At 38.0% G+C, this 20,241-nt stretch carries 14 protein-coding genes, 1 tRNA gene and 2 rRNA genes; 9 read left to right on the plus strand and 8 right to left on the minus strand.

The genetic code is table 11. The features are described from left to right. The first annotated feature begins 44 nt into the window (after nt 1-44). Both METVI_RS0101510 and METVI_RS0101515 read left to right on the plus strand, forming a co-directional pair. On the plus strand, nt 45-1,148 hold the full coding sequence (locus tag METVI_RS0101510; protein WP_004592267.1) for a hypothetical protein: 1,104 nt from the start codon (nt 45-47) through the stop codon (nt 1,146-1,148). A 5-nt stretch (nt 1,149-1,153) separates the two neighbouring features. Further along, complete coding sequence (locus tag METVI_RS0101515; protein ID WP_004592266.1) at nt 1,154-1,852, plus strand: anaerobic ribonucleoside-triphosphate reductase activating protein; 699 nt, start codon at nt 1,154-1,156, stop codon at nt 1,850-1,852. On the opposite strand, the gene glnA is transcribed toward METVI_RS0101515, so the two are convergent. The 3 genes from glnA to amrB all read right to left on the minus strand — a co-directional run bounded on the left by glnA (nt 1,841) and on the right by amrB (nt 5,750). Next, nucleotides 1,841-3,187: a type I glutamate--ammonia ligase gene (gene glnA / locus METVI_RS0101520; RefSeq protein ID WP_004592265.1), complete on the minus strand. Its 1,347-nt coding sequence runs from the start codon at nt 3,185-3,187 to the stop codon at nt 1,841-1,843. The two genes, METVI_RS0101515 and glnA, sit on opposite strands and share 12 nt — an antisense overlap. 72 nt (nt 3,188-3,259) lie before the next feature. Further along, nucleotides 3,260-4,846 carry a fumarate reductase (CoM/CoB) subunit TfrA gene (gene tfrA / locus METVI_RS0101525; RefSeq protein ID WP_004592264.1) on the minus strand — a complete coding sequence of 529 codons (1,587 nt, stop codon included), beginning with the start codon at nt 4,844-4,846 and terminating at the stop codon, nt 3,260-3,262. 49 nt (nt 4,847-4,895) lie between these two features. Next, on the minus strand, nt 4,896-5,750 hold the full coding sequence (gene amrB / locus METVI_RS0101530; RefSeq protein WP_017980951.1) for an AmmeMemoRadiSam system protein B: 855 nt from the start codon (nt 5,748-5,750) through the stop codon (nt 4,896-4,898). A 53-nt stretch (nt 5,751-5,803) separates the two neighbouring features. On the opposite strand from amrB, the gene METVI_RS0101535 reads away from it, so the two are divergent. Together METVI_RS0101535 and METVI_RS0101540 are read left to right on the plus strand one after the other, a co-directional pair. Then, nucleotides 5,804-6,304 carry a DUF531 domain-containing protein gene (locus tag METVI_RS0101535; RefSeq protein ID WP_004592263.1) on the plus strand — a complete coding sequence of 167 codons (501 nt, stop codon included), beginning with the start codon at nt 5,804-5,806 and terminating at the stop codon, nt 6,302-6,304. Further along, nucleotides 6,301-7,626 (plus strand): P-loop domain-containing protein, encoded by a 1,326-nt coding sequence (locus METVI_RS0101540; RefSeq protein WP_004592262.1) that lies wholly within the window; start codon nt 6,301-6,303, stop codon nt 7,624-7,626. Before METVI_RS0101535 ends, METVI_RS0101540 begins: the two co-directional genes overlap by 4 nt. On the opposite strand, the gene METVI_RS0101545 is transcribed toward METVI_RS0101540, so the two are convergent. After that, nucleotides 7,601-8,629 (minus strand): mechanosensitive ion channel family protein, encoded by a 1,029-nt coding sequence (locus METVI_RS0101545; RefSeq protein ID WP_004592261.1) that lies wholly within the window; start codon nt 8,627-8,629, stop codon nt 7,601-7,603. The two genes, METVI_RS0101540 and METVI_RS0101545, sit on opposite strands and share 26 nt — an antisense overlap. Nucleotides 8,630-8,648: 19 nt before the next feature. On the opposite strand from METVI_RS0101545, the gene METVI_RS0101550 reads away from it, so the two are divergent. The 5 genes from METVI_RS0101550 to METVI_RS0101570 all read left to right on the plus strand — a co-directional run bounded on the left by METVI_RS0101550 (nt 8,649) and on the right by METVI_RS0101570 (nt 15,405). Then, on the plus strand, nt 8,649-9,872 hold the full coding sequence (locus METVI_RS0101550) for a TldD/PmbA family protein (RefSeq protein WP_004592260.1): 1,224 nt from the start codon (nt 8,649-8,651) through the stop codon (nt 9,870-9,872). A gap of 26 nt (nt 9,873-9,898) precedes the next feature. Then, nucleotides 9,899-10,465 (plus strand): molybdenum cofactor guanylyltransferase, encoded by a 567-nt coding sequence (gene mobA / locus METVI_RS0101555; RefSeq protein ID WP_017980952.1) that lies wholly within the window; start codon nt 9,899-9,901, stop codon nt 10,463-10,465. A 196-nt stretch (nt 10,466-10,661) separates the two neighbouring features. After that, a 16S ribosomal RNA gene (locus METVI_RS0101560) occupies nt 10,662-12,149 on the plus strand. Nucleotides 12,150-12,212: 63 nt separating this feature from the next. Further along, nucleotides 12,213-12,288: transfer RNA gene (locus tag METVI_RS0101565), tRNA-Ala, on the plus strand. A gap of 106 nt (nt 12,289-12,394) precedes the next feature. Further along, nucleotides 12,395-15,405, plus strand: a 23S ribosomal RNA gene (locus tag METVI_RS0101570). The 16S and 23S rRNA genes sit together here with 1 tRNA gene alongside, the layout of an rRNA operon. A 143-nt stretch (nt 15,406-15,548) precedes the next feature. Here the strand turns inward: METVI_RS0101570 and cdhC are convergent. The 4 genes from cdhC to cdhA are packed head-to-tail and all read right to left on the minus strand — an operon-like array spanning nt 15,549 to nt 20,104. Next, complete coding sequence (gene cdhC / locus METVI_RS0101575) at nt 15,549-16,925, minus strand: CO dehydrogenase/CO-methylating acetyl-CoA synthase complex subunit beta (protein WP_004590889.1); 1,377 nt, start codon at nt 16,923-16,925, stop codon at nt 15,549-15,551. Nucleotides 16,926-16,935: 10 nt separating this feature from the next. Then, a complete protein-coding gene (locus METVI_RS0101580) occupies nt 16,936-17,376 on the minus strand; it encodes a 4Fe-4S dicluster domain-containing protein (RefSeq protein ID WP_004590891.1) in 441 nt (146 codons plus the stop codon). 4 nt (nt 17,377-17,380) lie between these two features. Further along, nucleotides 17,381-17,806, minus strand: a complete 426-nt coding sequence (cdhB, locus tag METVI_RS0101585; protein ID WP_004590893.1) for a CO dehydrogenase/acetyl-CoA synthase complex subunit epsilon — start codon at nt 17,804-17,806, stop codon at nt 17,381-17,383. A 6-nt stretch (nt 17,807-17,812) separates the two neighbouring features. Beyond that, on the minus strand, nt 17,813-20,104 hold the full coding sequence (gene cdhA / locus METVI_RS0101590; RefSeq protein ID WP_017980953.1) for a CO dehydrogenase/acetyl-CoA synthase complex subunit alpha: 2,292 nt from the start codon (nt 20,102-20,104) through the stop codon (nt 17,813-17,815). Nucleotides 20,105-20,241: the final 137 nt, after the last annotated feature.

A 20,241-nucleotide genomic window follows, 5' to 3' on the forward strand; every position in this document is an offset into this window, starting at 1 on the left:
TAAGATAATTTATTATTATTTATATAAAATTTTATAGTGAAATTATGCCTATTAATGATGAAGAACTAGTTGAGATTTTTAAAAAATTAAATAATAATGTTATTAAAGTAAATTATGCGAGGTTTTCTATAGTTGATATTCCCTATAATGTAAGATTAAAGCTTTGGGAAAATCTTAAAGAAGCTTATAAAAAATATTTAAAAAAAGATTATATCTACTTTCCTGACTTAGATAAAGAAATAAAAAAATATTTTGAATGGACATTATCTGTTATTGCTTTCTCATTCTATTACAATAATGAACCATTCCCTGAAATATATAAATATAATGATAGTGAGCTTAAAGCAGTTGAATACCTATTAAAACTAAAACCTATTGAAGGTTATAGTGTAAATGACATTATTAAAGCTATAAAAGAAAAGAATAATAATGAGATATTGTATGTTTTAAAAGAATATGTAAATAAGATATCTTATAGAATGGGAGAATTGTTAAAAGGTATTAAAAATCCTATATTAAAAGAATATATTTATGAAAAATGGCTTTTATATAAATCAAAAATTGATGAAGCCTTAGTTTATGCATTAAAAGATCCATGGTTTGTAGAGTTTTTAAAATGTAATGGTATAGAAGATTGTAAAAAACTATTAAAGAATAAAGAAATTAATTTTGATTTAGAATGTTATAGAAAATGGTTTTATAGAAAAATAAAAGAAAAATTAAATGATATGATAGAAAATGGTTTGTCTAAAATTGAAAATAAAAAATATAAAATAAAATATATTGATGATAAAAATAAAATCTTAGCTATTTTAGAAGAGAAAAAACCCTTACCTATAAAAAGATCAAAAATATTATTATACTGTGTTTGTAAAAACAATCTTATCAGTTTAAAAGATTTGTTAAACATTTTAAAAAGATTAAATTTTAATAACAATTTTAAAAAGGTTATAGTGGTTGTAGCTTCTTCAGTAGGATTTGATGAAAGGGCAATATATGTTTTAAATTCAGAGTATTTTATAAATAATGTTTTAAAAGACAAAATTTCATTGATATTGTTAGATATTAAAAGGGGTAAGGTTTATTATGGATTAGAGGATGAGTATGCAAAAGCTTTAGATTTTCCAAAATTACTATATTTTGAGTGATAAAAATGAGAGTAGCAGGCATTGTTGATTTATCAACTATAGACTATCCAAAAAAGTGTGCATCAGTTATTTTTTTATCTGGTTGTAATATGAGATGTCCATATTGTCATAATCTAAAATATGTATTAGAAAATGGTAAAGAGATGAGCATAGAGGAGATTTTTGACAATATTGATTTTTTATTTGCTGATGCAGTTGTTATATCTGGAGGAGAGCCTACATTACAAAGAGATGTAGTAGATTTAGCTAAATTTTTTAAAGAGAGAGGATTTTCTGTTAAATTAGATACCAATGGTTCTAATCCTAATGTAGTTAGGGAGATGTTAGATTATATTGATTATATAGCAATAGATGTTAAATGTTCTTTTAGTAGATATAAAGAATTTGTAAAATATGATGGAAATATAAAAGAGAAGATTTTGGAAATAATAAAAATGTGTAAAAATAAAGTTTTTGTAGAATGTAGAACCACATTTGTTCCAAAATATTTAAATGAAAAAGATATAGAAGAGATTGCTAAAACTGTTAAAGACTGTGATCTTTATGCCATTCAACAGTTTGATCCAAAAGATGCTTATGACACCTCTCTTAAAAAAATATCTCCACCAAATGAAAAAGAGTTAATAAATTTAGGTAAATTAGCTAGAAAATATATAAAAAATGTAATTGTAAGGACATTTGATAGAGAGATATTAATAGATTAAGTAATTATTAACCTCCCAGTCAGTTACTGCTGTTCTGTAGCAGTCCCACTCACATCTTTTAATTTCTAACCATTTCTCATATATATAATCTCCTAAAGCTTTTTGTAACACTTCATCACATTCTAAGTGATCTAAAGCCTCTTTTAAGCTAGCTGGAACTGACTCTATTCCAAGAGCTTTTTTCTCTTCTTCACTCATTCTAAATATGTTTCTTTCAACAGGTTCTGGAGGTGTTAATTTTCTCTTGATTCCATCTAATCCTGCAGCTAACATACAGGCAAAGGCTAAGTATGGATTACATGTTGGATCTGGAGCTCTAAATTCAATTCTTGTAGCTTTTCCTCTTGCAGCTGGAACTCTTATAATAGCTGATCTGTTCTTGTTTGCCCATGCTATATTTACAGGAGCTTCATATCCTGGAACTAATCTTTTGTATGAATTAACTGTTGGATTTGTTATAGCAACAAGAGCTTTAGCATGTTCTAATATTCCTGCTATATAGCTTAAACATGTTTCAGACAATCCATTATATGGTCCATTTGGATCATAGAAAGATGGTTCTCCATTAAACCATACACTTTGGTGACAGTGCATACCATTACCATTCATTCCATAGAATGGTTTTGGCATAAATGTTGCTCTTAATCCATGTTTCTTTGCTATATTCTTAATTGTCATCTTAAATGTGACAACACTATCTGCAGTTTTTAGAGCATGATCAAATTTAAAATCAACTTCGTGTTGTCCTGGAGCTACTTCATGATGAGAAGCTTCAACATGGAAACCTAGATTTTCTAGTGCTAAAACAATATCTCTTCTAATGTCAGGAGCTTCATCTAATGGTTCTACATCAAAATATCCTCCACTATCTGCAGGAATCCACCTGTGTGGATTGTGTGGATCTCTTCTTAATAAGAAAAACTCTGGTTCAGGCCCAACAAAGAATTCTCCATTCATCTCTTTCTTTAATTCATCTAACAAAATTCTTAATCTACTTCTTGGATCTCCTTCAAATGGGTGTTTTTCATTCCTATAAACATCACAAATTACTCTTGCAACACTCTTCTCCTCTGGTCTCCAAGGAAGAACAGAAATTGTATTTAAATCAGGTTTTAAAAGCATATCTGATTCTTCTATTCCAACAAATCCTTTTATTGATGAACCATCAAACCAAACTCCGTTCTCAAAGATTTCTTTTAATTCTTCTATTCCTTTTTCTCCAGCTTTAACAGGATATGCTACATTTTTTGGAAATCCTAGAATATCTACAAACTGAAATCTTATAAATTTAACATTATATTTTCTTATATATTCTATTGCCTTATCGACATCCATATTTTCCCCCAATTAATATAATATATTATGGAAATAATATTCCTATTTCCTACTATATATAATTTACTAAAATCAAAGATTTTTAATATATTCATCAACATCATATTCCAATTTTTCAAATCTAATCTTATTTCCTTTAATTATTATATTACCCCTCCATTCATCTTTAGTTTCTGGATAATCCTCTCTATAATGTGCTCCCCTACTCTCTTTTCTATACAGTGCTGAATCTATAACTAACTTTGAAACTGTTATCATATTTTTTAATTCAAAATATTTTTGTAAATAAAGAGGTGAGCTTGTATTTATTTCATCTAAATATTTTCCTATTTCATTTATTTCACTTTTTGCCTTTTCCAATCCTTCTTTATTTCTAATTAATGATACATATTTCCACATGATTTCTCTAAGTCTATCAATTAATTCCATAGGGTTAATATCACCACTAGGATAACTAATATCAACATCAAAAACTTCTATTTCACAATTTTCAGCATATTTACTAGCCTCCTTTCCAGCTATAGCTCCAAAGACTTGAGTATCTGCTAAAGCATTCCCCCCCAGTCTGTTAGCACCATGGATACCTCCAGCAACTTCACCACAGGCATAAAGTCCAGAGATGTCTGTTTCACATCTCTCATTTATTTTAATTCCTCCCATAAAGTGATGAGCTGTTGGAGAAACTATCATTGGTTCTTTTCTAATATCTATCCCAAATCTTAAAAACTGTTTAAATGTAGTTTCTAATTTTCTCTCTATCACATCTTTTGGTAAATGAGTAACATCTAAATACACACCTCCATTAACTCCTCTCCCTTCTATAATTTCCCTATATATTGCTCTTGCTACAACATCTCTTGTAGCTAGTTCTAATCTTTCATCATATCTTTCCATAAATCTTTCTCCAAATTTATTATATAACCTACCTCCTTCCCCTCTTACAGCTTCAGTCACTAAAATCCCTTTCCCTACAATTCCTGTTGGATGAAATTGGACCATTTCCATATCTATTAAAGAAGCTCCTTCATCATAAGCTAAAGCAAAACCATCTCCAGTTTTCTGTTTAGCATTTGATGTTATTTTATAGATATTTCCTGCTCCACCAGTAGCTAATATTGTAGCCTTAGCAAATATAGGAAAGATATTGCCACTAATTAAATCCAAAAAAACTGCTCCATAACATCTATTATCCTCAACTATCAATTTAATAGCCATAACATCTTCTAAAACTTTGATTCTTTCAAATCTTGATAAATACTCCAAAAGTGCTCTAATGATCTCATGCCCTGTTCTATCTCCACAGTAACAAGTTCTTGGAAATGATTGTCCTCCAAATGGTCTCTGAGCTATTTTATTACCACTTCTATCAAACAATGCTCCAAATTTCTCTAAATTTATTAACTCTTTTGGAGCATTCTTAACAAGAATTTCTACCAATTTTGGATTATTTATAAAGCATCCTCCTTTAATAGTGTCATAAAAATGCATTTTAAAACTATCTTTTGGGTCAAAAACTGCATTATATCCTCCTTCAGCCATTACTGTACAGCCACTTTTTCCTAAAAGCCCTTTTACAGCTATAATTACATCTCCTTTACATTCTACAGCAGCTCTTAAAGCTGCACCCCCTCCTCCGATTATTAAAATATCTGTTATCAAAATCTCACCAAATATATTTAAATGAACAAATTATAAATGATAAAAATTTTTATTCAACAATTATAGAAGAATAACCTACAACAGCAGAATAATCTCCTGATACATCTCCAGAAGTTGCATAAGCCAATAATCTAGCTTCACCATATCCAAGCTCTTTCATAGCTCTCATCATGGCTATTGCTGGCCCATATCCACACATTGATATGTTATAATTTACAACATCCTCATACAACTGCTTTTCATCCATATTGAGTATATCTCTTATTACAATCATATCCTTCTTATTAGCTATTTCTTGTGGCTCATAGTGAGATAGATCAGTTGAAGCTATAATAACTACCCTTCTATTTAGCTCTTCTGCAATTTTAGCAATAAAATAACCCACTTCAACAGCTGTCTCATAGTCTTGAAACATCATACATATGGGCACTATTTTAAATTTTATTATATTTAACATCTCTAAGTGCTGTAAGAATGGTAGTTGAACCTCAATAGAATGTTCATTTAGATGTGCAGTTTCATCTAAATCAATGATTTCACATTCCCTCCATAACAAATTTACAAATTCTTTATCTGCTTCAACCTCTCCCAAAGGGGTCTTCCAAACATCATCCATAACACTTACTCCTGATCCTAAACCAGTATGATTCGGCCCAAGAATGACAACTGTGGTTTCCTCCATAGGGTCTGATCTTTTTGACAGTGCATAGTAAGAATGAGCCTTAATAGGGCCAGAATAAACATAACCTGCATGTGGGCATATCAATCCAATGGGTTTTTCATAACATCCAAGAGAAGGCATGTCTTTTGGGCCAAGTCTATGCATGTAGCAATGTTCTATCATTTCTATTAGCTCATGAGGATTAGAAGGATAAAACATTCCTGCAACAGCAGGGTATCTCATAAATATCACCTTAATATTTTAAATGTTCTAAATAAATATAAAAGGTTATTGTCATGAAGAGATTAACTATTATTTTATATAACTCATATGATAAGACAAGATGGCATGAAGCTCATAAAAGGGCTATAGCAAGAGCAGCCCCTATATGTTATGCATTTGACTGTAATTTGGCCATAATGGAATTTCCATGTAGTATGGAAGATATAAGAAATTTAAAAACTACTATAGGAAACTCTGGAGAGTATTTAGAGAAGCTTATAGATAAAAATAGATTTTTTATAGTAGATAAATTTTTACCGCAGTTTGGGATCCCAGTAGCTTCTACATCAAAACCTGAAGAAAAGAAATTAGTAACTGCTAAAGATATTGCTTATATATTAAGAAAAAAGCCTGTAGGAATATATATAGGCCTTGGAAGACATGGTTTACCAAAGAAGATTTTTGATGAAGTTAAATATCACTTAGATATAACTGAGAAGAGAATTTCATTAGAAACATGTACAGCTATTGGCTGCATACCTGCTGTAATACACACATATATGATGATATTATGATAGATAGTATTCTAAGTCATATAACATGCCCATTTTTAGATAATAGATTAATAACAAAAGCTAATAAAAATAAAATTTATTATGCTGTAAAACAGCCTGATGGTAACATTAAGGTTGTTTTACCATTTGTTTTTGAGAATGAAAAGTTTCTAAAATTATCAGATTATAAGGATGGTATTGAAGGAGCTACACAGAGAGTTATAGAAGAAATAAAAAGTGAAATAATAAATAAAAAGAGATTTTTACCATTAGCAGGATATTTTGGTAAGAGATATAGAAGTTTGTATGAACCTTTAACAGTGGTTAATTGTACATTAAATATAGGTAGTGATCTTTGGAGAGCTGATGATTATAATTATATTGATGGTAATAAGATTTACCTTTTATTAAGAATGGTATTTAAAGAGAGGGATGAGAAGGTTATAGCTGAGAAAATAGATGAGATAGGTTATGGTTTAGAAAGATTGATAAAAAATATAAATTTAAATATTCTAATAGATGAAGCAAAAAATATAATAGATCAAAAATTCTTAAGAGAAAAACTAAAAGAGCTTAATTTAGTTTCTTTTATAGCTAATGATTCAAAACCTGCTAGAAAATACACTGAAGTAAGAAAACATTATAGGATAGCAGGTCCTAAGGAAATAAATATTCCATTTGTATGTCCTAAAGAGTTAAAACCTATTGAGATTGAGTTAAAATATAGAGTTGTCGAAGGTTTAGGAATAAAAAGGAAGGAAGTATTTGTTATAACTGGTAGAAATGCTCAGGGAAAAACTACAATGTTGCAGGCTATTGAAAGTGGGCAGGATGATCATATTATAGGAGATGGTAGGGAGTTTATTATAACTGTTAGAAATTTAATAAAAGCTACAACAGGTTCTATGGAAATGAATGGGGAGGATATAAGTTTATTTTTCCAAAAGCTGCCAAAGGGTATTAGAGGTTCTCCTAAAGCTGTATATGGAACTGCTTCAGGATCAATGTATATGGCATACCAAATACAGAAGGCTATTAAAAATAAAAGAGACATTATTTTAATAGATGAAGATAATTCAGCTGTTAATCTTTTAGTTAGTGGTGTATTAAGTAGGAAATTTGAAGGTGTTAAATCTCTAGCTGAAATTATAGCTTATGAAAGAGAGAAGCTTGGAGAAAGTACATTTATAATAACTACCTCTTCTCTAGACTTATTAACAGCTGTTGCTGATAGGGCTATGTATTTAGAAGATCATAAGGCTTACTATTTAGATTTAAAGGAATTTAAAGAAGAGTTAAAAAAATATTATTTAGAGATTATTGATTCTTTTCTAAATAAATAGAATATGTTGGATAGGCAAATTCTATTCCTTCTTTTTCAAATTCTTCTTTAATTTTTAAATTAACCTCTTCAATAGTATTTAAATAGTAATCAAACCCTAAATTTCTGACAAAATATTCCACTCTTAAATTTAAACTCCAATCTCCATATTCAACAAAATGAACTCTATATGGTGGAAGAGTTGCCCTATGTTCTTCTAAAGTTTTTATTATAATCTCTTTTGCTTTTTTTATCTTTTCACAGCTTGTATTGTATGTAAGCCCAATAGTCATTAACACTCTCCTTCTATCCCTAACTGTTAGATTTTCAATATTACTCTCTAATAGCTTTGAGTTAGGTATTGTTATAAGTGTATAATCAAAAGTTCTTATTCTAACACTTCTAATCCCTACTTCTTCAACAATTCCTTCAACTCCATCAACTTTAACCCAATGTCCCAATGAAAATGGTTTATCAAAGAGTAGTAAAACTCCTGCAATGAAATTCTTTATTGTATCTTGCATAGCCAATGCTAAAGCCAAACCTCCTATCCCTAAACTTGCTAATAATGCTGTTATATCATACCCTACTGCACTTAGAGCAGTTAAGATTCCAATAGTTATAATAAATATTTTAATAATCTTGTTCAAAGGTTTTATCACATGATCATCAAATTCCATTTCTGTTTTTTCAACTGCAGGGATTATATAGTATTTAAAAATACCATCAGTAAATTTAACAAAAAAGTATGTTGCTGAAATTATTGCTATAGCTCTTATAGTTTTATCTAAAATGGTAAGAATTTTAAAAGATATCCCTAGTATGTGAAGGGCTAATAATATTGAATATGATAAAATAATTACCGCCAATGGTAATCTTATGGCATCTAATAGAATGTCATCTAATTTAGTTTTTGTATTAATAACAATATTTTTTACCCAATTCTTTAAGATATAATTAATAATCTTAACTAATATAACTCCAAAAATTATAATAACTGTGGCAATAAATATCTGTTCTATCAAAACTACCACCTGTGATATTATGGATATTGTGAAATTAGGAGAAAAATATGGTTATGATGTTGAAATATTTATGCAGAAAGGAGTTTCTGTTGGAGTAGAGTTAGATGGAGAGAATGTAGATAGTTTTGAATATCACAGTTCTATAGGTTATGGTATTAGAGTTTTGAAAAATAATAAAGTTGGTTTTGCATATGGAAATGTTTTAAATGAAGAATTATTAAAGAAAGCTATGAAAAACTTAGTTTATGATGAGTACTCATCTTTGGCTGAGCCTGATAAATATAAAGAGCCTAAGGGATTATTTAACAAAGAAGTATGTAATTTAACAGAAGAGGAATTGTTGGATAGATTATTAGAGATGAAAGAGATTAATGCTAATATTTTAAGTGGGGGTGTATATAAATCTATATCATATTTTAGATTAATAAATTCTTATGGTTTAGATGTTGAAGAAAGACAGACATTTTTTTCAGCAAATATATCTATAATGTTAAATGGAGAAACTGCTTATGAATATAAGACAGATCATAAATTATTTAATACAAGAGAAGTTAGTGAGAGAGCTGTAGAGTTAGCAAAAAATTCAGCTAATGGTAAGAAAATTAGATACAAAGGGATAATAATATTGTCACCAAGAGCCCTTTCCAATCTTCTATATTATACCCTATATCCTGCCTTTTCAGCTGAGAATGTTCAAAGAAATAGAAGTTATTTAAAGGATAAATTAGGAGAAGAAGTGTTTAGTAAGAATATAACTATTGTAGATGATAACTCTTTAGATTATGCATTATATTCAGAGAAATGTGATGCTGAAGGTGTAAAAAGTCAAAGAACTGTTTTAGTTGAAAATGGAGTTTTAAAAAGTTATTTGTATGATATTAAAAGGGCTAATGTTGAAAGTAAAGAATCTACAAGTAACTGTTCAAGAGGTTATAGTACACTACCATCGATAGCTCCAACAAACTTTATTATTGAAGAGAAGGAAAAGAATGATTTTGATGAATATGTTTACATAAATGACATTATTGGAGCTCACACCTCTAATCCAATAACAGGAGATTTTTCTATTGAAATAAAAAATTCTTATTTATACAAAAAAGGAGAAATAATTGGATTGAAGAAAGGGCTTTTCAGTGGAAATATTTTTAAACTATTTAAAAATGCAATTCCTTTAAATGATAGTGAACAAAGAGGACACCTTATATCTCCAAGTATAGCTTTTGAGGGAGAGATTATAAATTAAAGGTGGTTTGTATTATAGGTGCTATAGTGTTGGCTGGAGGGGAAGGGAAGAGGATTGGTGGGGAAAAACCATTTAAAATTTTTAATGGAAAGTGTCTATTGGACTATCCAGTAGATCTTTTAATGTCTTTAAACATCCCTTATGTTATAGTTTTTGCTAAAAATCCAATAAATACTAAAAAGGAAAGAGAATTTATAAGAAAATCTTATATTGTTAGTTTTGATCTAATAGAAAATAAAGGACCTCTTATGGGATTGTTAGTAGGAATGAGGGTTTTAGAAAAAGAATGGTTTTTAGCTTTACCATGTGATGCTCCTTTCATTACACAGGAAGCTATTAAAAAGCTAATAAACTTTATAGATAATAAATATAATATCATCATTCCAAAACATAAAAATGGATACATTGAACCTCTTTTTGCTCTTTATAGGAGAGACTGTTTAAAAGAGATTGAGAATATTATTTTAGAAGGGAAGAATTTATCATTGAGAAATTTAATAAAAAGATCTAAGCCTTTATTTATAGATGCTGAAATTTTTGGAAACATATTTATAAATATAAATACATTAGATGATTTGAATATAAAAAAATAATTAAATTATATAATTTATAATATCATTTGTTCTAAACCTAAAAACAATTCAATATACACTACTAGCCTATAAGATGCAGTTGAGATGCGTTCCCGATCCTTCTCGGATCGGGACTGAGGCAAGCCCACGACTGGTGGTGAAACCCTGCAGCAACCAGCTCAAGGTTGATCCTTTCTTGCGACCGTGCTCCCATTTAATTCCGGTTGATCCTGCCGGAGGCCACTGCTATCGGGGTCCGACTAAGCCATGCGAGTCAAGGGGGCGTTCCTTTTGGAACGCCACCGGCGCACGGCTCAGTAACACGTGGCTAACCTACCCTCGGGTGGGGGATAACCTCGGGAAACTGAGGCTAATCCCCCATAGGGGAGGAGGTCTGGAATGATCCCTCCCCGAAAGGGCCTTTAGGCCCGCCCGAGGATGGGGCTGCGGGGGATTAGGTAGTTGGTGGGGTAACGGCCCACCAAGCCTACGATCCCTACGGGCCCTGAGAGGGGGAGCCCGGAGATGGACACTGAGACACGGGTCCAGGCCCTACGGGGCGCAGCAGGCGCGAAACCTTGGCAATGGGCGAAAGCCCGACCAGGGGACCCCGAGTGCCCTGGCTCTGCCAGGGCTTTTCCGGAGTGTTAACAGCTCCGGGAATAAGGGCTGGGCAAGTCCGGTGCCAGCAGCCGCGGTAAGACCGGCGGCCCAAGTGGTGGCCACTGTTATTGGGCCTAAAGCGTCCGTAGCCGGCCCAGTAAGTCCCTGCTTAAATCCCACGGCTTAACCGTGGGGCTGGCGGGGATACTGCTGGGCTTGGGACCGGGAGAGGCCGGGGGTACCCCAGGGGTAGCGGTGAAATGCGTTGATCCCTGGGGGACCACCTGTGGCGAAGGCGCCCGGCTGGAACGGGTCCGACGGTGAGGGACGAAGGCCGGGGGAGCAAACCGGATTAGATACCCGGGTAGTCCCGGCTGTAAACGCTGCGGACTAGGTGTCGCGTCAGCTTCGGGCTGGCGCGGTGCCGAAGGGAAGCCGTTAAGTCCGCCGCCTGGGGAGTACGGTCGCAAGACTGAAACTTAAAGGAATTGGCGGGGGAGCACTACAACGGGTGGAGCCTGCGGTTTAATTGGATTCAACGCCGGGAATCTCACCAGGGGCGACGGCAGGATGAAGGCCAGGTTGACGACCTTGCCAGACGAGCCGAGAGGTGGTGCATGGCCGTCGTCAGCTCGTACCGTGAGGCGTCCTGTTAAGTCAGGTAACGAGCGAGACCCGTGCCCCATGTTGCCATCTCCCCCTCCGGGGGGAGGGCACTCATGGGGGACCGCCGGCGCAAAGCCGGAGGAAGGTGCGGGCAACGACAGGTCCGCATGCCCCGAATCCCCTGGGCTACACGCGGGCTACAATGGCCGGGACAATGGGACGCGACCCCGAAAGGGGGAGCGAATCCCCTAAACCCGGCCTTAGTTCGGATCGAGGGCTGTAACTCGCCCTCGTGAAGCCGGAATCCGTAGTAATCGCGCCTCACCATGGCGCGGTGAATGCGTCCCTGCTCCTTGCACACACCGCCCGTCACGCCACCCGAGTCGGGTCCAGGTGAGGCCCATTCCGTTAAGGGGTGGGTCGAACCTGGGTCCGGCGAGGGGGGCGAAGTCGTAACAAGGTAGCCGTAGGGGAACCTGCGGCTGGATCACCTCCCGAGAAAAAAGCTGGTTGCTGCAGGGCACTAAAAACCAGTCGTGGGCTTGCCTCAGAAGGATGTGGGCCCGTAGCTCAGCTGGGAGAGCGCCGGCCTTGCAAGCCGGAGGCCGAGGGTTCAAATCCCTCCGGGTCCACCAAATTATTTTTTTATGCAGCCCACAACTCATTAGGGTTGTGGGTGAAGGGCTCGATATAGATGAGAGCCGCGCATAGGTCCCCATCCTTAAGGTGAAATCTGGACACCTTACCGAGCCGTAACCCCACCTGGTGGATGGCTCGGCTCGGGCGCCGAGGAAGGGCGTGGCAAGCTGCGATAAGCCCGGGGGAGGCGCAGGCAGCCGTAGAACCCGGGATCCCCGAATGGGACTTCCTGCCCCATTTGGGGCGCTCCCATTAGGGAGCGGGAACGCGGGGAAAAGAAACATCCGAGTACCCGCAGGAAAAGAAATCAACCGAGATGCCGGGAGTAGGGGCGACCGAAACCGGCATAGGGCAAACCGAATCCCTTCCCGTAAGGGAAGGGAGATGTGGAGTTGCAGGGCAGCCCATAATGGATCCATGTTGGGAAGCCGAAGTCCCCTGGAATGGGGCGCCATAGAGGGTGAAAGCCCCGTAGGCGTAACCAACATGGATCCTGGGCTGTCCCTGAGTACCGTGCGTTGGATATCGCGCGGGAAGCTGGGGGACATTAGGCCTCCAACCCTAAATACGTCCCGAGACCGATAGCGCACTAGTACCGTGAGGGAAAGCTGAAAAGCACCCCTAGCGGGGGGTGAAAAGAGCCTGAAACCAGGTGGGGACAGAATGGCACGGCCCTTAAGGTAACCCCTCCGAAGGAAACTCCCGCGAGGGAGGAGTACGAGGAGGGGTATGCCGGGGTCGTGCCGTCCGTTTCGAAAAACGGGCCGGGGAGTGTACGGGTGTGGCGAGCCTAAGGGGTTTAACCCCGGAGGCGTAGGGAAACCGACATGCCCGCAGGCTCTGCCGAGGGGCGGGGTCCGAAAGGGCCCGGAGTCACACCCGTACGACCCGAAACCGGGCGATCTAGGCCGGGGCAGGGTGAAGCCCCTCATCAGAGGGGTGGAGGCCCGCAGGGGTGTTACAATGCAAAGTGCTCCTCTGACCCCGGCCTAGGGGTGAAAAGCCAATCGAGCCCGGAGATAGCTGGTTCCCCCCGAAATGTCCCGCAGGACAGCCGGGGGTTAGGTAGATGGCGGGGTAGAGCCACGGATAGGGTGTTTGGGGGCGAAAGCCCTCGGCACCCTGTCCAACTCCGAACCCGTCATCGCCTTAGCCCCCGAGTGAGGGCGTACGGGTAAGCCGTACGTCCGAGAGGGGAACAACCCGGACCCGGGTTAAGGCCCCTAAGTGCCGGCTAAGTGTAAATGAGAAGGGTGTCCCCGGCCTAAGACAGCGGGGAGGTTGGCTTAGAAGCAGCCATCCTTTAAAGAGTGCGTAACAGCTCACCCGTCGAGGTCGGGGGCCCCGAAGATAACGGGGGCTAAGCCGGCCGCCGAGACCCGGGGGCATCCCGAAAAGGGATGATCCGGTAGGGGGGCGTCCCGCGTGGGTAGAAGCCTCTGCGTGAGCAGGGGTGGACCACGCGGGAACGAGAATCCCGGCAGTAGTAACAGCAAAGTGGGGTGAAAATCCCCACCGCCGAAGGGGCAAGGTTTCCACCGCTATGGTCGTCAGCGGTGGGTTAGCCGGTCCTAACCCCCGGGGTAATTCCCTAGGGGGGAAAGGGAAGCCGGTTAATATTCCGGCGCCACCGGGGTACGTGCGGCAACGCAAGGCCAGCTCCCGACGCTTCGGGGTAGGCCGACCACCCTTGCCAGGGTGGCCAAGCGCATAAGCCCGGGGAGTGCCGTAATGGCGAGAACCGGGCAAAAGCGTGATGGGCCCTCCTTTTGGAGGGTTCGGCTGAGCCCTGGAGCCCGTGAAAAGGGAGCTGGCAAGGATCCCCGGTGACCGTACCCAGAACCGACACAGGTGCCCCTAGGCGAGTATCCTAAGGCGTGTCGGGGTAATCCGGCCCAGGGAAGTCGGCAAATTGGCCCCGTAACTTCGGGAGAAGGGGTGCCTGCGGTCTTCTCTTTATGAGGGGACCGCAGGTCGCAGTGACCAGGGGGGTCCGACTGTTTAATAAAAACACAGGTCCTGGCTAGCCCGTAAGGGTGTGTACCAGGGCCGACGCCTGCCCAGTGCCGGTACGTGAAACCCGGGTACAACCGGGCGAAGCGCCGGTAAACGGCGGGGGTAACTATAACCCTCTTAAGGTAGCGAAATTCCTTGTCGGGTAAGTTCCGACCTGCATGAATGGCGTAACGAGACCCCCACTGTCCCGGGCCGGATCCCGGTGAACCTACCTTTCCGGTGCAAAGGCCGGAGACCCCCAGCGGGAAGCGAAGACCCCGTGGAGCTTTACTGCAGCCTGCCGTTGGGGCGTGGCCGTGGGTGCACAGCGTAGGTGGGAGGCGTCGAAGCCACCCCTCCGGGGGTGGTGGAGCCGCCCATGGGACACCACCCACCCATGGCCACGTCCCTAACCCGCGTAAGCGGGGACACCGGTAGGTGGGCAGTTTGGCTGGGGCGGCACCCCCCTGAAAAGGCATCAGGGGGGCCCAAAGGTCGGCTCAGGCGGGTCAGAACTCCGCCGTTGAGTGCAAGGGCAAAAGCCGGCCTGACTCGGTCGGTAAAAGAGGCCGACCGAGAGGCGAAAGCCGGGCCTAGCGAACCCCTGTGCCTCACCGATGGGGGCCAGGGATAACAGAAAAGCTACCCCGGGGATAACAGAGTTGTCGCGGGCAAGAGCCCATATCGACCCCGCGGCTTGCTACATCGATGTCGGTTCTTCCCATCCTGGGCCTGCAGCAGGGCCCAAGGGTGGGGCTGTTCGCCCATTAAAGGGGATCGTGAGCTGGGTTTAAACCGTCGTGAGACAGGTTGGTTGCTATCTGCTGGGGGTGTTGGCCGCCTGAGGGGAAGGTGGCTCTAGTACGAGAGGAACGAGCCGCCGGCGCCTCTGGTCTACCGGTTGTCCGGCAGGGCATCGCCGGGCAGCTACGCGCTAAGGGATAAGGGCTGAAGGCATCTAAGCCCGAAACCCTCCCCGAAAATAGGCGGCCATTCCCCGTAAAGGGGACGAGGGCTCCGCTAGAAGAGCGGGTTGATAGGCCGGGGGTGTAAGCGCCGAGGCCTTTTTGGCCGAGGCGTTCAGCCCGCCGGTACTAATCGCCCGAGGGCTCGGTAAGGTGTCCAGACACCAAATAAGGATGGGGACCTATGCGCGGCTCAATCAATTTAGTTGGGTTATAAGAGTAGTTAAGTTTATTTTAATAAATGTTATATCTATAAATTTAAATTTACAAATGAAAATTATAATAAAATAAAAAAATTATTTTTTCTTACCATTTTCTTTATATATTACTATTTTTTCAGCTTTTATTATAGCATTATAGAGCTCAATTCTAATGCCAGATGGCAGCCCTAAAAATTCCCCAGGAAGATTAATTACAGGAGCTTCTAAATCTGGTTTTTCTTCTTCTGTTTCCTCCTCTACCTCTACAACCTCACTTTCTTCAACCCATCTCTTAACAACAGGGTGATCTTTTTCTTTTAAGAATTTTTTTAATTCTTCTACATTTGTTATTTCATCTGTAGCTATTTTATCAAAAAGATCCTTAGGAATATCTTCCTTTAATCTTTCTTTTAACTCTTTTGGTAACCAAACTACTCTTTCCCATCCACCATCTCCTTGTAAAAACTTTCTTGATTTCATATATGCTATAGAAACTCCAACAAATCCTGGAACTTGCTTTCCTCCACTACACTGACCAGCTAATGTTGAAAAAGGAATTCCTAAAGGAGTTTCTCCTTTAAATGCTCTATGAGCTATACCAAACCCATCAACTTCTGGAATGTAGAATACAACAGCTTCAAAACATCCACAAGATGTACAAGGATCCACTAAAGCTGAATATAAAGAAACTCTCTCTATAGCTCCTTGAGATTTTTCTTTAACTACCTCATTAACTCCTTCATAAACTCCTAACTTTTCATCTAAACATTTTCCTTTTTTAATTTCAAATATTGGGCCGTTTGGATCAATCTTTGCAGCAGCTCTTGCATCAAGATAATTTATTCCCCCACAGAGTGCAGGTCTTTCAGGAGAGATTACACAGACATGAGTAGGAGCAAAGCTCTGACACATTATACATCCATAGAAAACATCCACATCTTCATCTCTTAGTGATTTTATTCTTTCATCTCTCTTATTATATATTTCTCTAGCCTTTTCTAATTCCTCTTTAACTTTATCAGGATCTGTTATAATAATTACATCACATTTTTCTATAAATGGAAACTCAGCTTTAAAGAGCTTTTGAACCACTTCAGCTATATGCTTTAATCTCAGCCCTTTTTTATAAGCATCTTTACTAATTCTTATCCAAATTTGATCTCTCTGATTTAGATGCATGACTCCTTCAATATAATTTAAAAACTCATGTACCCTTCTCTCCAAAACTCCTTCAAGATCTTCTTCTATTTTTTTTCCTTTGACTTTAATAATTATAGCAAATGGATTAATAGACCCTTCTTCCATTTCATCTAAATCTTTACCTATAACTTCAATTTTATCTTCAGCTTCATCTACTTTAACAAGTTCAAATCCATAACTTTTTGGCCCTGCTAATTCAACATACATATCTGGTTTCCTTATTCTCTCCCCTTCATTCATAGGCCCTACTGATACAGGAATGTTTTCAAACATATCCTACCACCTACTCCTGTTTTAACACATCCAATATTTTCTTCCTTCTCTCCTCTTTATACAGTTCAAGTGTTTCATCAGTTACAAGAATTAATGCCCTATCTTTACAGGCTTCTACACATGCTGGAGAGACTCTATCTGTGTCTAAACAGAGAGTACATTTATGAGCTACCTTATCTTCTATAAATATAGCCCCTATAGGGCAAGCAATAACACACATACCACAACCAATACACTTCTCCTTATTAACAATTGGAATATTTTCTTTTAGATAAATAGCCCCAACTGGACAAACTTCTTTACAGGGAGCTTTTTCACATTGCATGCAAAACATTGGAACATTATTATACTTCCTTACTCTACTAATTCCATGAATCTCCCTACACACATTGACACAATCATTACACTTAGAACATTTTTCAGGATTGATAACTATGATCTTTGGGTTCATACTATCACTCTATTAATCTATTTAAATAATCCAAATATTCCTTTTCATCCAAATTTGGAAAAGAGTAATGGGCATTAGGCTGATAATACCTATCTATAGAAACAGTTACTAAATTAGAGAAATGTTTTAAATGCATTAAAGCTTGGGCTAAATAATAATATGTTATTCCCACAAATATAGCAAGATCATGCTCACTCTGTGTAAGATATTTCATAACAATCATTAAGTTCATCTCTTCAGGGGTTTTTATCACTTTAAGTTTATAAGTTTCAATAAGTCTATCTATAATTTCTCTTTCACACTTTTCTCCTAAAATTAAAATAGGGGATCTAGCCCTTTTAATCATCATCTTTAATGCTGAAGGTGAAATAACCTCAGCATGATTTGTATTACTCCCAGCAGTAATAATATAAGGTGTAAATCTATCCATAAGATATCACCAGAGTAATGTTGGCTCTTTAGGATATTTCTCTAATGGTTTCCAATTTTTCTCATCTAAATACTCTTTTATTTTATCCTTCAGCATAAATGGGATATCTTGCTCAGTTCTTACAAATTTTTCCAAGTCAGGTGGCATTCTGTTAAAGTATTTTTCATACATAGTGACATAGTGGTAAATCTTATTAGCTCTACCTTTTGGAGTATCATTTGGTCTCATACAAAGTTTTGGTATTAGACAGAGAGCTTCTTTATAATTTTCAGCAGTTATAGCTAAATGTTCTGGGCAGGGGTCAATTTCTAATATTTCCTTTGTATTCTTATCTCTAACTTTGAATCTATTACCATCACTTAGATACAATCTTCTATACTTAGCCCCATGAGGTCCTATAATAACAGGAATTCCCCATCTGTTAAATCCAGTAGCTATAGCCGCAGCCTTCTGACTCATTGCTCCCCAAGCTACTCCAACAGCCCCTACTTTGTTTAATATATAATCAGCTATTTCTTCATAATTACCTTCTAATGGTTTTTTAGCAAAGATATTGGCTATTTTTATTGCTGCTCCACTTATGTGGGCATTTGCTAAGCAAGGGCCTAAATTCAATAAACCCCCAGCCTTAAACTCAGATGGATATTTTTCATAAAGTGTTTTTCCATCTTTATCTTTCCACATTGCTATAGCCATTGCAGAACATCCAGTAGCAACAACTATATACTTTCTCTCTAACAATTCTTTAGCCATTAAAGCCACTTCTTCCTCTCCATTAGGTAGTGCTGAACATCCAGCAAATCCTACAACTCCAGGAATATCTCCAAAAACTATTGGAGCTCCAACTTTTCTAATCTCTACATCTGTAACAGGTCCTCTACCTATTCTTATTTTATATCTCTGATTTGTAAAGTGATAAATTCCTGCTTTAGTTATCATACTCACTATTGGTAAGTTTCTCTCACAGATAGCCTCACATCTTCCACAAGAGTAACACTTTTTATATATCTCTGCTAATCCCTTTAGATCTCCCTTCTTAGCTAAAATCATAGCTTCTTTTATTTCAAAAGCACATGGACAGTTTCTATTACACCATCCACATTCAGTACATTGTTTAGCTAATTCAACAATTTCCTTTACTGTTGGAAGAATGTCTTTTTTTCTATTTTTAGCTACAATTTTAGCTAATTCAACTGCAACTTCTGCAAGCTTTTCCATATCAGTTATTAAAGCTGCTCTATGTTTTAATAAATATGCTACCATTTCTTCAGGAGATAAGTGGGAAATATCTTCTAATCCATGACATGCTTTATCATTTGTAGCTATGAATATAGCACCAGTGTTTAAAGTTTCTGTAAGAATATTTGTGTTAATACACTGCTCATCCACAATAACAACATCGGCTACTCCTGCTCTTACAAACATGATTTGCTTTGATAAAGGCCCTACAATCTTTGTTTTATTTGAAACTCTATTTATATCTATAGCTGTACAACAGATTCCACAGACTTCTATTTCATCCTCTAAATCCTTCTCCTCTAAATAATCTATAATATAACTTCCAGGAATAACATTATGGCCTATACAGAGAATGACTGGTTTTTTCTTATCAATAGCATCAAAGCCTAAATCAGCTAGATCAGTTTCTTCCCCTTTTGGCATATTGTAAGATATTATCTGTGCTATATCCCCAACTTCCCTAGCAAGATCATCAATCATTCCCATATGTAAAGCTTTACTTTCAAAATCTAAATAACTACCCTCTTGCCCAGTATGGGTTGCTGATAATCCATGAGTTAGCTGCTCTTCACAGTATGATATAACATCTCTTAAATCTCCTAATGTCTTTGGTTCATAACCCATAACTACCCTTGTTATAGGCATTTTAACATCAATTTCATTACCTAAATTAATTTCATAATCTTCCCCTAGCTCTTCTATTAAATGATCTACTAAATGTCTAGCATGTGCTGTATGACATGCAGTTCCAATACAACATGCTAACAATACTATCCTTGCCTGCTGGGCTCTAATGTCAATTCCACAAGCTCCTCTTTTACCTTTACTTAAATCACACTTCCCAAATGTACATAGACAACACAAATCACAGATTGGCATATAGAAGGGTTTGTATCTCTCTAATAGTTTAAAATCCCAACTTCTTAATGTCAATAGACCAGGTTTTGGAGTTTTTCCTTTAGGTTCCTCTTTTTCACCAATGTTTATTGAAAAAGATATGTTGGCTTTTTTCATCTTTACTGATGGTATTACAAGATCTCCAACCATTCCCATTTTCATACTATCACAAATCTATCATGATTAATCATTATAATTTTGGATTAAAATGAGAATATATAAACCTTTTTATTAAAAATTTCAAAAACAATAATACAGAAGTTTATTAATAGAGTTTGATGTAATTAAATAATAAATAG

Source organism: Methanocaldococcus villosus KIN24-T80, from assembly GCF_000371805.1.
Taxonomy (GTDB): domain Archaea; phylum AGJL01; class Methanococci; order Methanococcales; family Methanocaldococcaceae; genus Methanocaldococcus; species Methanocaldococcus villosus.